Raw genomic sequence first — 15,295 nt, 5'->3', positions numbered from 1 at the left:
GCGTATCAGGCCTGTGCTGCGGATACTGCTGCAGCGGGTTCTTCTGCCGGTGCCAACACCACATCGGAAACACGCAGTTCGCCTTCGCCCACGGCAACCGTGATCTCCAGGGCATTGGCGGCAGCCTTAAGGTCGCCCAGACCGGCAGCAAGCTGAGAAGCCTCCACGGCTCCGGCCGTCACTGTTGCTGAGAGTACCTGGGTACGTTGCTTGACCTTCGCTTCTGACTTGGCCTTGCGGATACCACTCAAAGCATCGCCCACTGTCGCCAGTAAGCTGGTGTCGCCGTCGTCCACGGCGACCAGCGCCGGCCATAATTCGCGGTGAATCGAACCCTTGCGCCACCAGCTCCACACCTCTTCTGTTGCAAAGGGCAGGAAGGGAGCAAAGAGGCGCAGCAGAGAATCCAACGTTGTCGCCAAAGCTGCCAGCACGGAGGCCTGACCCTCTTCGCCACTGGCTCCGTACGCACGGTCCTTGATCAGCTCTACATAGTCATCGGTGAAGTGCCAGAAGAAGCTCTCAGTAAGCTGGAGTGCACGGGCGTAGTCGTACTTCTCAAACGCTGAGGTGGCAATCCAAACAACCTCAGAGAGCTGAGCCAGCAGTCCGCGGTCCAACGCATTTTGTAGCTCATCGGAATCGGCGGTGAGGACATTGGCTTCGGTGGCGCCGAGATTGAGCACAAACTTGGAAACGTTGAGCAACTTGATTGCCAAGCGGCGGCCAATCTTCATCTGCGCAATCTCATAAGCCGTATCAGCGCCGAGCTTGGCTGAGGCCGCCCAGTAGCGAACGGCGTCGGCCCCGAAGTCGTTCAGCACATCAGTGGGGACCACCACGTTGCCCTTGGACTTGGACATCTTCTTCCGGTCGGGGTCAAGGATCCAGCCCGAGATGGCTGCATGCTTCCAGGGTGCGCTTCCTTGGAGAGCGTCTGCGCGCACGGCTGAGGAGAACAGCCAAGTACGGATGATGTCGTGGCCTTGGGGACGCAGGTCGAACGGGTAGACGTTGTTGAATAGTTCTTCATCTACGCCCCAACCACCAACAATTTGCGGAGTCAGGGATGAGGTGGCCCACGTATCCAACACATCGGCGTCACCGACGAAGCCGCCAGGGAGATTTCGCTGCTCTTCGGTGTAGCCAGGAGCGGCGTCCGCTGCAGGATCAACTGGAAGCATTTCGGTGGTGGGCAGGATGGGGTTTTCGTAGTCTGGGTTGGCGTCGGCGTCGAGGGGGTACCAGACGGGAACCGGGACGCCGAAGAAGCGCTGACGCGAAACCAGCCAGTCGCCGTTCAACCCGGAGATCCAGTTGTCGTAGCGTGAGCGCATGAAAGCCGGGTGGAATTCGATTTCTTTACCGCGGCTGATCAGGTGTTCGCGGCGATCCGCGTCACGGCCGCCATTGCGAATGTACCACTGGCGTGAACTGACGATTTCCAAGGGCTTGTCGCCCTTTTCAAAGAAGTTCACCGGGTGCATGATCTTCTTGGCTTCACCGTCAAGAAGCTCAGCGTCGGTCAGCAGGGTTATGAGACCTTCTTTAGCACCAAAGACAGTCTTGCCGGCGATGGTGGCGTAGTTCTCGCGGCCCTCCTCGGTGGTGATCCACTCGGGGGTCTCCGAGAGGATGCGCCCGTCACGGCCAACAATGGCGCGGGTGGGCAGCTGGAGTTCACGCCACCAAATGACGTCTGTCAGGTCACCAAAGGTACACACCATGGCGATTCCGGAGCCCTTATCGGCCTTGGCCAGAGCGTGCGGAAGGACCTCAACCTCTACTCCGAACAACGGGGAGGTAACCTTTTTTCCAAACAACGCCTTGTAGCGTTCGTCGTCAGGGTTGGCCACCAAGGCGGAGCAGGCCGCCAGCAATTCGGGACGGGTCGTTTCAATGTAAATCTTTGAACCATCTTCGGCGAAGAAGGGGAACCGGTGATATGCGCCGGGCATTTCACGGTCTTCCAGTTCTGCCTGGGCAACGGCGGTCCGGAAGGTGACATCCCACAGTGTGGGGGCCTCAGCCATGTACGCATCCCCGGCACTCAGGTTTTCCAAGAAGCCGCGCTGCGAGACTGCTCGTGAGTGATCATCAATGGTGCGGTAGGTCAGTGCCCAGTCAACAGAGAGGCCCAGGGTCTGGAAGAGGTGCTCAAAAACTTTCTCGTCTTCAACGGCAAGCACCTCGCACAGCTCAATGAAATTCTTGCGTGAGATGACATCGAAATCACGCTGGTTCTTGGCGGGAGTCGCCGGAGGTTGGTATCCGGGCTCGTAGGAAATCTTTGGATCACAACGCACACCGTAAAAGTTCTGCACGCGGCGTTCGGTGGGCAGACCGTTGTCATCCCAACCCATGGGGTAGAAGACGTTCTTGCCGTTCATGCGCTGGAAGCGTGCCAGCACATCGGTTTGGGTGTAGGAGAACATGTGCCCCACATGCAACGATCCAGAAGCCGTGGGCGGGGGAGTGTCAATGGAATACACCTGCTCCCGCGTGGTCTCACGATCAAATTTGTAGGTTCCTTCAGCAAGCCAGCGCTTGGTCAGGGACTCTTCAAGGCCCTCCAAAACGGGTTTGTCGGGAACGTTGCTTGGGGTGGGTGCGGGCGTGTCTGTGCCCGGAATGTTTTCAGCCATGGCCCAATTCTTCCACGAGTTGGGCAGGAACGGGTGGTTCAAGCATTCCAGGTGGGCACTTGATACCATTTGGGCCAAAAGCCGTGTGGAGAAAGTGGCACTGATGACCCATGAAACCTTGTTGATGATGCACCAAAACGTCTGGGAGCCTGCCGGGCTTGTGTGCTCTTCGATCGAGCCTGAGCCCGAAAGTATGCAGTATTGCGCCCACACACTAAACATAGATGGCCGGCTCATGCTCTTCCGTACGGCCAAGAGAACGCCCACAAAGCTGGGTCAGTTCGTAACGCTGTGGAAGCGTTCAGCGCAAGGGCCCATCCGGCCCTTTGACACGTCCGACGGCGTTGCCTCCTTCGTGATTCACGCCGGCCTTGGCACCGGGCTGGGTCAGTTCGTGTTCCCCCTTGAAGTTCTAACTCGCCACGATGTGGTGTCAGTGAGTGGCAAGGGTGGCAAACGGGCCATGCGTGTATACCCTCCGGATGTGCAGGGCCTCAGCACTACGGCCCGGCGGACACAAAAGTGGCAATGCGAGTATTTTCTACCCCTGGACTCCGACGTTGCACTGATCAAAGAGCTGTACTCTGCCTGATTCCTCTCCTTCTGCGTGCCGTTTTGCGCCAATAGTGCGCAGCAATGCTTGTGGCGCATCATAGCCTCCAAACGCTGCGCAGAAGGAGGTCTCGGGACTATGCTGCTGACATGGGCACTGTACGAATACTGCGGGTATATGAGGAGCCGGAAGCGGGGGAGTACCGCGTGCTGGTGGACAGGCTATGGCCGCGGGGGATCAAGAAGGGCACCATTGACCTCTGTCTCAAAGACGTGGGCCCCAGCAAGGAAGTTCGTCAAGCTTTTGATCACGTGCCGGAGCGCTTTGACGCCTTTGTGCACCAGTACACGGCCGAGCTGGTCAAGAACTGCGCCGTAGCGCAGCTGCGGGAGGTCATGGCCGAGCACAAGAAAGTGGTGCTGCTCTATGGCGCCAAGGACCATCATGAAAACCAGGCAGCAGTCCTGCTGGACTTCCTGCAAAAAACGGCTGACTAGGAATAATTAGCGGACCGCAAAAAAGCGACAGGTGTTCAACCCGGGGCTGCAACGGCGCTAGATTGGTGACATGGCTGAAAACACTTCTAAAAATGCAATTGTCACGGGTGCCAGTTCAGGGATTGGCGCGGCCACCGTCCGCCAGCTGCGACGGGACGGTTGGAACGTGATTGCCGTGGCTCGGCGCGAGGACAGGCTCGAACAGTTGGCTGCGGAGACCGGAGCCTTGGCGTTCGCCACTGACATTACCAACGACGACGAGGTCTCACGTTTACGCAATTTCACCGCCGACACCTTCGCCCAGACCGGTGGGCTAGATACCCTCATCAACGTTGCCGGCGGTGCCCGCGGTGCGGACAGTGTGGCCAATGCGGAGGTGGCAGATTGGGATTGGATGTACCAAGTCAACGTCCTGGGTACGCTCAAAGTCATTAAAGCTTTCCTACCTGCTCTGCGGGGACACGGCCACGGCACTATTTGTAACCTCACTTCCACCGCAGGAGTGGAAGCGTATGAGGGTGGGGCCGGCTACAACGCAGCCAAGTTTGGCCAGCATGCCCTGACCGGTGTGTTGCGTCTGGAAGAAGCCGTGCACAACATCCGCGTCATTGAGGTGGCGCCCGGCATGGTGCAGACCGAAGAATTTGCGGTGAATCGACTAGGCGGTGACCGGGAGGCAGCCGCTAAGGTCTACCGTGGCGTGGCCCAGCCACTCACGGCAGATGATGTGGCCTCGGTAGTGGGTTACGCCGTCGGGCTTGCCCACCACATCAACCTGGACCAGATTGTTCTGCGCCCTGTGGCGCAAGCAGCCGCACACAAGTTGATCCGCCGCTAACAGACTGAGCCCTAACAGACTGAGCCCGACAGGCAGAACGGGATGCGCGCAGAAGTCCCGCGCATCCCGTATAATGAATAGATAATGCGTTGACCCGGCCATCACCGGTGAGCTTCCGGAAGAAAGTGCCCCTCAAAAGGCGCCAGTAGAACCGGACGGGTAAGCCCGTCACAGCAGCTAATGAGCGGCCACACCCTGGAAACAAAAGCCGGGGGGTGGTAAGCGAGGTGGTACCGCGGCGCAAGCCGTCCTTGCATCCTGAACCTGAACGCCCACAACCAGGATGATGTGATGACCCACTTCCCGAAGGCCTCTGCCGCCGCCGGCCTCCATGCCGAATCCAAGCACGTTCCCTCCTCCGTGAATTTTCCGAAGGTTGAAGAACTTGTCCTGAAGTACTGGGATGAAGACGGCACCTTCCAAGCCAGCATTGACGCCCGCGACGCCGGTGAAGATGGCTCAAATGAATTCGTCTTCTACGACGGTCCGCCCTTCGCCAACGGTTTGCCGCACTACGGGCACCTGCTCACCGGCTACGCCAAAGACCTAGTTGCCCGCTACCAGACCCAGCGCGGGCGCCGAGTAGAGCGCCGCTTCGGGTGGGACACACACGGTTTGCCTGCGGAGCTGGAAGCCATGAAGCAGCTGGGCATGACGGACAAGGCGCAGATCGAGGCCATGGGCATCGACAAATTCAACGACGCCTGCCGCTCCTCCGTTATGAAGTACGCCGGGGAATGGCAGGAATATGTCACCCGCCAGGCGCGCTGGGTGGACTTTGAAAATGACTATAAGACACTCAACGTGCAGTACATGGAGTCCGTGCTGTGGGCGTTCAAACAGCTGCACTCAAAGGGTTTGACCTACAACGGCTACCGTGTGTTGCCGTACTGCTGGAAGGATGAGACGCCGCTTTCCAACCACGAGCTGCGCATGGATGACGACGTCTACAAGGACCGCCAGGACCAAACCGTCACCGTCACCTTCCCCATCGTGGCCGGCGAATCTGCGCTGTCCCGGGAACTGGCCGGCGTTGAGGCCATCGCCTGGACCACCACGCCCTGGACCCTGCCCACCAACCAGGGACTGGCCGTGGGACCTGCCGTGAGCTACGCCGTCGTGCCTGTTGGGCCTAACGGAACCAGGGCAACGGGGGAGAAGTTCCTGATCGCGTTGGATCTGGTGGGTGCCTACGCCAAGGATTTGGGGTACGACGACGGTGCTGGCGCAACTGCCGCCGTTTCTGCCACGTACCTGGGCGCCGAGCTTGAAGGTCTGAAATACCAGCCCTTGTGGGACTACTTCGCCGACGATGAAAAGTTCGGCACCGCAAAATCGTGGCAGTTCCTGCTGGCTGACTACGTCACCACCACCGACGGTACGGGCATTGTCCACCAGGCACCCGCCTACGGTGAAGAGGATCAAAAGGTCTGTGAGCAGTACGGCATCCCGGTGGTCCTCTCCGTGGATGAGGGTGCGAACTTCCTGCCGCTCTTTGCAGGTGGCCCGCTCAGCGATATTGCCGGCGTGCAGGTCTTCGACGCCAACAAGACCATCACCCGGGTGGTCAAGGAGGCCGGCCGGCTGATCCGCCAGGCCAGTTACGTGCACAGCTACCCGCATTGCTGGCGCTGCCGCACACCGCTGATCTACCGGGCAGTGTCGTCCTGGTATGTGGAAGTGACAGCGTTCAAGGACCGCATGGTGGAGCTGAACCAGGACATCAACTGGATCCCGGGCAACGTCAAGGACGGGCAATTCGGCAAGTGGCTTGCCAACGCCCGCGACTGGTCCATCAGCCGCAACCGCTACTGGGGCAGCCCCATTCCCGTCTGGCAGTCCGACGACGAAAATTACCCCCGCACCGACGTTTACGGCTCGCTGGCGCAGATCCAGGGCGACTTTGGCCGCCTGCCGCTGAACAAGGCTGGCGAAGTTGACCTGCACCGCCCCTTCATCGACGAGCTCACCCGTCCCAACCCGGATGATCCCCGCACCCCTGAGCAGGGACAGTCCACCATGCGCCGGGTGGAGGATGTGCTGGATGTTTGGTTTGATTCCGGGTCCATGCCGTACGCCCAAGCTCACTACCCGTTCGAGAATGAGGACTGGTTCAACACCCACAACCCAGCCGACTTCATCGTGGAGTACATTGGCCAGACCCGCGGCTGGTTCTACATGCTGCACATTCTCTCCACGGCACTCTTTGACCGCCCGGCGTTTAGGAACGTCATCAGCCACGGCATTGTGCTGGGCTCAGACGGTGCCAAAATGTCTAAGTCGTTGCGTAATTACCCGGACGTCTCAGAGGTTCTTGACCGTGACGGTTCCGACGCCATGCGTTGGTTCCTGATGTCCAGCCCCATCCTGCGCGGAGGCAACCTGGTGGTCACCGAACAGGGCATCCGGGACGGGGTCCGCCAAGTCATCTTGCCGCTGTGGAACGTGTACAGCTTCTTCACCCTGTACGCGAACACGGCCAAGGGCGGCACAGGCTACGACGCTGTGCTGCGCTTTGACGGTTATGCGGATCCCATGGATCAGTACCTGCTGGCGAATACCGGTGACTTGGTGCGTGAAATGACTGCCAAACTCGATGGCTATGACGTCTCAGGTGCCTGCGATTCACTGCGCAGCTACCTGGACATGCTCACTAACTGGTATGTCCGGCGTAGCCGCAACCGCTTCTTTGACGAGAGCACGGACGCCTTTGATGCGCTATATACGGCGCTGGAGACGGTGTGCCGGGTGGCGGCACCCCTGCTGCCGCTGGTCACCGAAGAAATCTGGCGCGGTCTCACAGGTGGGCGCTCAGTTCACCTCACCGACTGGCCCAACCACGAGCTCTTCCCTGCCAATGCAGACTTGGTGGAAGGTATGGACCGAGTACGCCAGATCTGCTCCACAGGTTCAAGCCTGCGCAAGGCCGCTAACCTGCGGGTGCGTCAGCCCTTGGCGGAATTGACTGTTGTCACGTCAAACTTTGATCTGAGTGTTGCTGCTGACATCGTCAAGGACGAACTCAATATCCGCACTGTGCGCTTCGTTGATGCTGCTCTCGCCTCCCCTGAGGAGTTCGGCATCTCCCAGAAACTGGTTGTCAACGCTCGGGCAGCAGGGCCGCGTCTGGGCAAAGACGTTCAGCTGGCCATCAAGGGTGCCAAGTCCGGGGATTGGTCCGTCACCGACGGCGTTGTCACCGCTGGCGGCTTGGAACTTGAGCCTTCCGAGTACAGCCTGGAAACTGTTGTTGCTGATACGCACGACGGCGGCAAAACTGCCGTTGCGATGCTGCCGCACGACGGCTTCGTGGTGCTGAACACCGAGCTGACACCGGAGCTTGTTGCCGAAGGAACCGCACGCGATATGGTGCGCGCCGTCCAACAGGCCCGCAAGGACGCAGGTCTTCAGGTCAGTGACAGGATCCGCACCATTATCAGTGCGCCGCAGGAGATTGTCGATGCCCTACACGCCAACGCAGATTTGGTGAAGACTGAGACTCTGACACTGAAACTTGAACTCATCCCAGGTGACGTTGAAACCACCATCACTGTTGAACGGAGCATTTCATAAATGCCTGCTGACCATGACGAATTCTCGGTTGAGAGTGTCTATGCCGATCTTTTGGGCCGTGCCCCCGAAAACAAGATGGAACCCAGACTGGCTCCGTTGTTTAGGGCCATGGACATCCTGGGGGAGCCCAACAAGGCTTTTCCGATCATCCACATCACAGGCACTAACGGAAAAACTACCACTGCCCGGATGATTGAGGCTGGCCTGCTGGCTCACGATCTACGCACTGGCCGTTACACCAGCCCGCACCTGACCCGGGTTACTGAGCGCATCAGCATTAACGGGGCTCCCGTCAGCGATGAGACGTTTGTGCGGATCTGGGATGAGATCCGGCCCTACCTGGAGATTGTTGATGCCGAACTCATGGCAGGCGGCGACGTCCGTCTCACATACTTTGAGGCATTGACAATCTTGGCGTTTGCCATCTTTGCCGATGAACCAGTGGACGTAGCTGTTATGGAAGTCGGTTTGGGTGGCATCACAGATGCCACCAACGTGGGAGATGGCCAAGTAGCAGTCATCACTCCCATCTCCCTTGATCACACTGAACTTCTTGGTGATACCACGGGTCTTATAGCGCAGGAGAAGGCCGGGATCATCAAAGAAGATGCATTCGTGATCAGCGCAGCCCAGCCCACTGATGCCGCGCAGGTCATTTTGGATGCGTCGCGAGAAAAGCATGCCGAGTTCCGTTTTGAGGGCGTGGAATTTGGTGTTGAGGCACGCACTGTGGCTGTTGGTGGACAGATGCTTGACCTGCAGGGACTCGCCGGACGCTACCCTGGAATTTTGCTTCCGTTGCATGGGGAACACCAAGCTCAGAATGCCGCCGTGGCACTGGCAGCCTTGGAAGCATTTCTTGGCGGGGGCGAAACGGAACTCAATCACGAGCTGATACAAGAAGGCTTCGCCGCCGTCACGTCACCTGGCCGCCTGGAAGTCATGCGCACATCACCGACCATTGTTGTCGATGCAGCGCACAACCCGGCAGGGATAGCCGTCACGGCGGCTGCATTGCAGGAGTCGTTTGCATTTAGCAAACTTGTGGTGGTGCTGGGTATCCTGGCGGAGAAGGATGCCGAAGAGATTCTCAATACTCTCAAGGAATCTTATGGTGATGAGGCAGCGGAGATCTGCTTGACCCAATCAAATTCTCCCCGTGCCATCCCGGCGGCCGAGCTCGCTGAAATGGCGGTGGATCTTGGTTGGGCTGAAGAAGACGTTCACATCGCCGAGAAGCTTGATGACGCCATTGAATGGGCTGTTGAACGTGCGGAGTCCAACAATGATCTGGCCGGTGGCATCCTCATCACAGGTTCCATCACACTTGTTGGAGAAGCACGGATTTTGTTGGGCCGTCCCGGCGAAAAGCAAGGTGCCTGAGATGGCTAAGCTGACGAAAGCGCAGCGTGAATGGAAGCCCAACACGCCAAAAAAGGCGCGTTCCACCAAACTGATGTTTGCCTCTGTCGTATTGTTGCTCGAAGCATTTGTGGCACTCTTTCTAGGATTGGCATTATTTGGCCTCAAGGGCAAAGATCCTCTCTACCTTATTGTTGCTGCCGTGCTGGCGCTGCTGCTGATCGTGGCCTGCGGAGTGGTCCGTAAATCGTGGGGTCCAGCGTTCGGCTGGGCCCTGCAGTTGGCTTTGATCGCCGGTGGTTTTTGGGAACCGTCCATGTTCGTTGTGGGTGTCCTTTTTGCGGTTGCCTGGTGGTACGCCCTCTACGCAGGAGCAAAAATCGATCGGGAGAATGCTGTGCGGGCTAAGGCCCAAACCGTGTGGGACGCAGCTCATCCGCAGGTTTCGACTCCCGAAGTCCCAACCCCAGATGCCGACGCCAAGTAAACTAAATCCGAATGTCCTTTTTATCTAGTTATTGGAGTTACTGTGAGCATTGAGCGCACCCTTGTCCTGGTCAAGCCCGACGGTGTTGCCCGCAACCTTTCAGGGGCGATCCTGGCCCGCATCGAGGCCAAGGGATACACCCTGGCCGAGCTGAAGAAGGTTCCCGCCACCCGTGAGCAGCTGGAAGCGCACTACGAAGAGCACGTGGGCAAGCCATTTTATGAGCCGCTTGTTGAATTTATGCTCTCGGGCCCGGTTGTCGCGGCAATCTTCGAAGGTAACGCCGTCATTGCCGGTTTCCGGTCCCTGGCTGGCGCCACGGACCCCACCACGGCCGCACCCGGCACCATCCGCGGCGATCTTGGCCGCGACTGGGGCTTGAAGGTTCAGCAGAACTTGGTTCACGGCTCCGACTCTGCAGAATCCGCTGAGCGCGAGATCGCCATCTGGTTTGCATAATCCCAGAAGCAGTTAGCGAACGACGACGAGGGGCGCCTTCCACTAGGAGGGCGCCCCTCGTCGTTGCCCACCCTGACGCTCGCTCACTTAACGTCGTGTTTTCGCTGACGCTCGCTCACTCCTGGGGCTTAAGAATCAAACGCTCCTTCATACCTGAAGGAGCGTTTGATGAAACTCGACGTTAAGTGAGCGAGCGTCGGGGGTGGGGGTTATGCGTTCGACGGGATGATCAGGTGCATGAACTTGAAGAAGATCGAGGCAACGGTCGCCACGTAGATCAGCCCCACAATAATCCAAGCCCACTCGTTGAGGAACTTGGTCAGGGCAGGGGGAGCGCTGATGACTCCGTGGTTGAGGTTACGCACAGTGATAAAGACAAACAGCGGAATCATCATTGCCCACACAATCATGCAGTAGGGGCACAGGACGGCGAGTACGTAGACGGCCTGAAACCAGAACCAGCCAATCAGGCCCATGCCCGCGGTTATGCCCACTTGCATGCATATCCAGAACCAACGGTTCATGTGTGCCCCGGCCAGTAAAACCACACCTGTAGTCATGAGGACCGCAAAGGCGACCACACCAATAAATGGATTGGGGAAACCGAGAATAGCCGCCTGAGGTGTTTTCATAACATCACCGCAGGAGATCCAGGAGTTAAAATCGCAGCTGAGATTCGAGTCCGGGTTTGTGTACAGCTGCAGACGATCCAACACCAAAACGAAAGATGCAATCCATGAGATGGCGCCAGTAATGACCAAGAACCAACCAAACGGTTTAGCACGCACCATGGCGGGCAGATCCACCTCCGTCTGGTTGCTGGTGGAAACTTTGGTGCTTGGCATGGTGTCCTATCCATTGAAATCAGTGATTGTGTCCTGATTGTAGCGTGAGTTTCTTGGCGCGCCCTCCGTGAAACGGCTCCGTGGCTTGGCGCATGTGAGACAATGAAAGCGGCTGGTTGGCGATCCACATGCGCCCCTCAGTCCAATGGCAAGCCTCCGGCTGCCGGTGACGACACTGCCTATCCGTGCAGCTATCCACCGGACGGATCCCGCAAACCATTGGCTTTTCAGAGCTTGCGCACCCAGAAGTTGGTGCCGCCTGGGAGGTATTTAGACGACTTCCGTCAGCGCCTGCGGGGGCTGACACATCTGCCGCTGTCGGCGCCCGATGTGGGGGTGCCGATTCGGCGCGAAAGTAATGCCCACAATGGATAATGAACAAACCTCACCGGAGCACACAGAGCCAACGCAGGCAGCTCCCGCCAAAGTAAAGACCACACGATCGCGTCGGGCAACCGCCGCCGTCACCAGCCCGGCAAGCGTCACCAGCCCGGCAAGCAATGTGGCGGCCCCAACAGTTAGTAAAGATGTCCCAGCCGCTGACACCTCTGCGCTTGAGAGCACTGCTGTGCTTGAAAGTTCTGGCGAAAAAGAACAAAGCCCGGCAAAGAAGACTCCTGCACGTCGCAGCCGAGCCAAAAAGGTTGCGCCAACGGCTGGCTTGGAAACATCAAATGAATCATCAGTCAAAGCAGCTGAACCTTCGCTGTTGGATGAGATAACTGAGCCCGCCAAGACTGCGCCAACCGCCAACCAAGGCACCAAAGCGGCAGAGGTAGCGGCGGAAACTAGCTCAGCTCCGGCCAAGCGGGCACCCCGACGCCGGGCTACAGCGCCCGTGACCGCGCCCGCGCCAGTGCGGGATGAATCTACCGGTGTCCAAGGTGAGCTGAGCTTGGCCGGAGCAGACGTTCAAACACCTGCAACAAAGGCCCCGGCTAGGCGCAGCCGTGCAGCCAAGACTCCAGTCACCAGCACCGCCGCTGCGCAGATTGATACCCCGGAGCCAGATGCAACGAAGTCAGCAGCAAAGGCCCCGGCCCGGCGTACAAGCCGGAAAGCCGCAGCACCGGCTGGTCCTGCTCCAGTTCAGAGTGCGATTACTTTGGACACGCCCAGTAGTTCAACGCCAGCATCGGAAGCGCAAACTGTTCAGACTCCGCCCGCACCCGCTGCCACCAAAACAACCCGCAGTCGCCGCAGGCCCGCAGCGAAGACTGCCGCTGCTGGGCCTGCCGCTGTTCAGGCTGTTAGCACTGAAACCGTGAGCACTGAGACTGAAGAACAGGCAACAGCCACTGACTCTTCGGCGGGAACCGCCGCCCCAACGCAGCACACTCCCGTCCAGAATGAGTTTGGAGCAGCAGCTCCGGCCCACAGTGGAGCCCATGACGGCTCCGAGCCTGAAGCCCCAGGAGCATTGTTCATTTCCCCTGCAGCAGGGATCTCAGCATTGTTCATGGCTGCAGATTTGAGCATGGCCGTCCCGGCTGCCACTCAGGAGACCCGCAATGATAACGAGGCCAACGGCACACGCGACTCACAGGAAAGTGAACGAAGCGGCCGTTCACGCTCTCGCAACCGCCGTACACGAGGCTCCAGCTCTGAGGCAACTGAAACTGTAGAAATATCAGAGGGCACCAACGCGGCTGACACTGATCACTCCAGTGACTCCACCAACACGGATCAAATGGACGACGGCGTAACGTCGCGCCGTCGGCGCCGCCGCCGCCGTGGTGAAGCAGATTTGGAACTGACAGGTGGCAGCGAAGAAGATCCGCCCAACACTGTGACGCGGGTGCGGGCGCCTCGCACGCCGTCGGAGTCCACATCCGTGGACTCAAACCGGGTCACAAGCCTGCGTGGCTCCACTCGTTTGGAAGCTAAGAAGCAGCGTCGCCGTGATTCCCGCGACTCGGGTCGCCGCCGCACTGTCATCACAGAAGCTGAGTTCCTTGCCCGCCGCGAATCAGTTGACCGTGTCATGGTTGTGCGCCAGGGCGAAGACAGGATTCAGATTGGCGTCCTTGAAGACGGCATCCTGGCTGAGCACTTTGTTTCCAAGACCCAGCAGGATTCACTGATCGGCAATGTCTACCTGGGCAAGGTCCAGAACGTGCTGCCCAGCATGGAAGCGGCTTTCGTGGACATTGGTCGAGGGCGCAACGCTGTTCTCTACGCAGGTGAAGTTGATTGGGATTCCGCAAATCTGAACGGACAACCGCGCCGGATTGAGAACGCGTTGAAGTCCGGTGACCCCGTCCTGGTGCAGGTTTCCAAGGATCCGGTGGGCCATAAGGGTGCACGTCTGACCAGCCAGATTTCTTTGCCTGGCCGTTACCTGGTGTTTGTGCCGGGGGGGTCCATGACTGGGATCTCCCGCAAGTTACCCGACGTGGAACGTAATCGCCTCAAGCGCGTGCTCAAGGATCACCTGCCCGAAAATGCTGGTGTGATTGTCCGCACCGCGGCCGAGGGTGCCAGTGAAGAAGAGCTAACGAATGACATCAACCGTTTGCGCGCTCAGTGGGCGGGCATCAATGAGCGGGCGTCTTCGCATAAGACGCTCGCCCCGGAGATGCTGTACGGCGAACCTGACCTGACGATCAAGGTTGTCCGTGACGTCTTTAATGAAGACTTCACCAAACTAATTGTCTCGGGCGAGGACGCCTGGGACACCATCGAGGCATATGTGACCTATGTTGCCCCGGATCTGCTTGACCGTTTGGAGAAGTGGAACAAGCCCGAAGATATCTTTGCCGCGCACCGCATCGATGAGCAGATCAACAAGGCGCTGGAACGCAAGGTCTTCCTGCCCTCGGGAGGTTCGTTGGTGATCGACCGCACCGAAGCTATGACAGTGGTCGATGTCAACACCGGTAAGTTCACCGGCTCCGGCGGAAACTTGGAAGAAACAGTGACCAAGAACAACTTGGAGGCTGCCGAGGAAGTAGTTCGTCAGCTGCGCCTGCGTGACATTGGCGGGATCATTGTCATTGACTTCATCGATATGGTGCTTGAATCCAACCGGGATCTCGTGCTGCGCCGTCTGGTTGAATGCCTGGGACGCGACCGCACCAAGCATCAGGTTGCCGAGGTGACCTCACTTGGATTGGTTCAGATGACCCGCAAGCGTATGGGTACAGGCCTCCTTGAGGTCTTTGGCGAGCAGTGCCCAACCTGCGTGGGTCGCGGCATGGTCACGCACGAGATTCCAGTGGAGCATCGCCGTACGCATAGTCCTGCCGTGGAGGTTGCGCAGACCCATGCCAGCAAACCGGAGCATCGCGAGAACGAGCGCACGGCCAATAGGTCTACCCGCAGCGAACGTAAACGCAACCGCAACCGCGGGCAACAGGCTGAGGCGCAGCACCCGGAAAGCGCTCCTGTGCAGTCAACCGATGAGGTTAACGAAGCAGAGAAAATCCAGAAAGCCCACGCTGCCCGTACTGCATTGGCGAACATTGCGGCAGCTGCGGCTGCTTCACATCATGAGCACGACGGGGACGAGTCACACCGTGGCGCTGCGGCCGTAGCAACAGCAATTGCGCAGAGCGCCACAAGCTCTGGCGGCAACGTAGGTGTCAAAGGCGACGAAAAAGCAGAAGGTTCAGGAACCTCCGACGGCGCAACCCTCACGTTGGGTGGGGAAGCCATTGAACTCCCTCGTGGGCATCGTAGTGAAAGCAGCGCAAACGTACAGGCAGGCAATGCTGACCATGCGGCGGCGCTGGCGGATCTGGCACAAGCTCTAGACCAGCTGGTGGCTCCCGGCCAGGACCAGCATCATGAGACGGTGGGGGACTCCAACGGTGGTAACCGTTCGCGTGCACGTCGGGGACGCCGCAACCGCAGTGCACGTAGCGCTCAAGGTGGTGCCGACATGGTGGTTGAAACTTCTCATTATGCTCCTGCAGGTCAGGGTTCCGCTCCGCATCTGAGTACCGCGGCAGCTATTCCGGCACCTGCAACGACTGTAACCAAAAGTAGCGAACCGATCATTCTCGGTGTGGGAGTGCCCGCTTCAGAGCTCTGA

Annotated in this window: 10 protein-coding genes; 8 read left to right on the top strand and 2 right to left on the bottom strand. The window is 58.8% G+C overall.

Annotated features, from left to right (window positions below; all coding sequences use genetic code 11):
* Window positions 1-5 precede the first annotated feature (5 nt).
* Window positions 6-2,645 (bottom strand): valine--tRNA ligase, encoded by a 2,640-nt coding sequence (gene valS, locus QMG40_RS02225; RefSeq protein ID WP_283527468.1) that lies wholly within the window; start codon window positions 2,643-2,645, stop codon window positions 6-8.
* A gap of 103 nt (window positions 2,646-2,748) precedes the next feature.
* On the opposite strand from valS, the gene QMG40_RS02220 reads away from it, so the two are divergent.
* The 7 genes from QMG40_RS02220 (at window position 2,749) to ndk (ending at window position 10,414) form a co-directional block, all read left to right on the top strand.
* The gene (locus tag QMG40_RS02220; protein WP_283527466.1) at window positions 2,749-3,237 is read left to right on the top strand and encodes a MepB family protein; all 489 of its coding nucleotides are present in this window, start codon (window positions 2,749-2,751) and stop codon (window positions 3,235-3,237) included.
* Window positions 3,238-3,347: 110 nt separating this feature from the next.
* The gene (locus QMG40_RS02215; protein WP_283527464.1) at window positions 3,348-3,695 is read left to right on the top strand and encodes a DUF488 domain-containing protein; all 348 of its coding nucleotides are present in this window, start codon (window positions 3,348-3,350) and stop codon (window positions 3,693-3,695) included.
* A gap of 70 nt (window positions 3,696-3,765) precedes the next feature.
* Window positions 3,766-4,533: an SDR family oxidoreductase gene (locus QMG40_RS02210; protein WP_283527463.1), complete on the top strand. Its 768-nt coding sequence runs from the start codon at window positions 3,766-3,768 to the stop codon at window positions 4,531-4,533.
* 291 nt (window positions 4,534-4,824) lie between these two features.
* Window positions 4,825-8,106: an isoleucine--tRNA ligase gene (gene ileS, locus QMG40_RS02205; protein ID WP_283527461.1), complete on the top strand. Its 3,282-nt coding sequence runs from the start codon at window positions 4,825-4,827 to the stop codon at window positions 8,104-8,106.
* Window positions 8,107-9,489: a bifunctional folylpolyglutamate synthase/dihydrofolate synthase gene (locus QMG40_RS02200; protein ID WP_283527458.1), complete on the top strand. Its 1,383-nt coding sequence runs from the start codon at window positions 8,107-8,109 to the stop codon at window positions 9,487-9,489.
* 1 nt (window position 9,490) lies between these two features.
* A complete protein-coding gene (locus QMG40_RS02195; RefSeq protein ID WP_283527456.1) occupies window positions 9,491-9,955 on the top strand; it encodes a DUF4233 domain-containing protein in 465 nt (154 codons plus the stop codon).
* A 42-nt stretch (window positions 9,956-9,997) separates the two neighbouring features.
* Complete coding sequence (gene ndk, locus QMG40_RS02190) at window positions 9,998-10,414, top strand: nucleoside-diphosphate kinase (protein WP_283527454.1); 417 nt, start codon at window positions 9,998-10,000, stop codon at window positions 10,412-10,414.
* Window positions 10,415-10,623: 209 nt separating this feature from the next.
* On the opposite strand, the gene QMG40_RS02185 is transcribed toward ndk, so the two are convergent.
* Entirely contained in the window at window positions 10,624-11,259 is a 636-nt protein-coding gene (locus QMG40_RS02185; RefSeq protein ID WP_283527452.1) for a vitamin K epoxide reductase family protein, read from the bottom strand.
* 367 nt (window positions 11,260-11,626) lie between these two features.
* Between QMG40_RS02185 and QMG40_RS02180 the strand changes: the two genes are divergently transcribed.
* Window positions 11,627-15,295: an Rne/Rng family ribonuclease gene (locus QMG40_RS02180; protein WP_283527450.1), complete on the top strand. Its 3,669-nt coding sequence runs from the start codon at window positions 11,627-11,629 to the stop codon at window positions 15,293-15,295.

Source organism: Arthrobacter antibioticus (assembly GCF_030063205.1).
Lineage (GTDB): Bacteria > Actinomycetota > Actinomycetes > Actinomycetales > Micrococcaceae > Specibacter.
The sequence above is the reverse complement of the archived record's forward strand: the minus strand, read 5'-3'. Positions and strand labels throughout refer to the sequence as shown.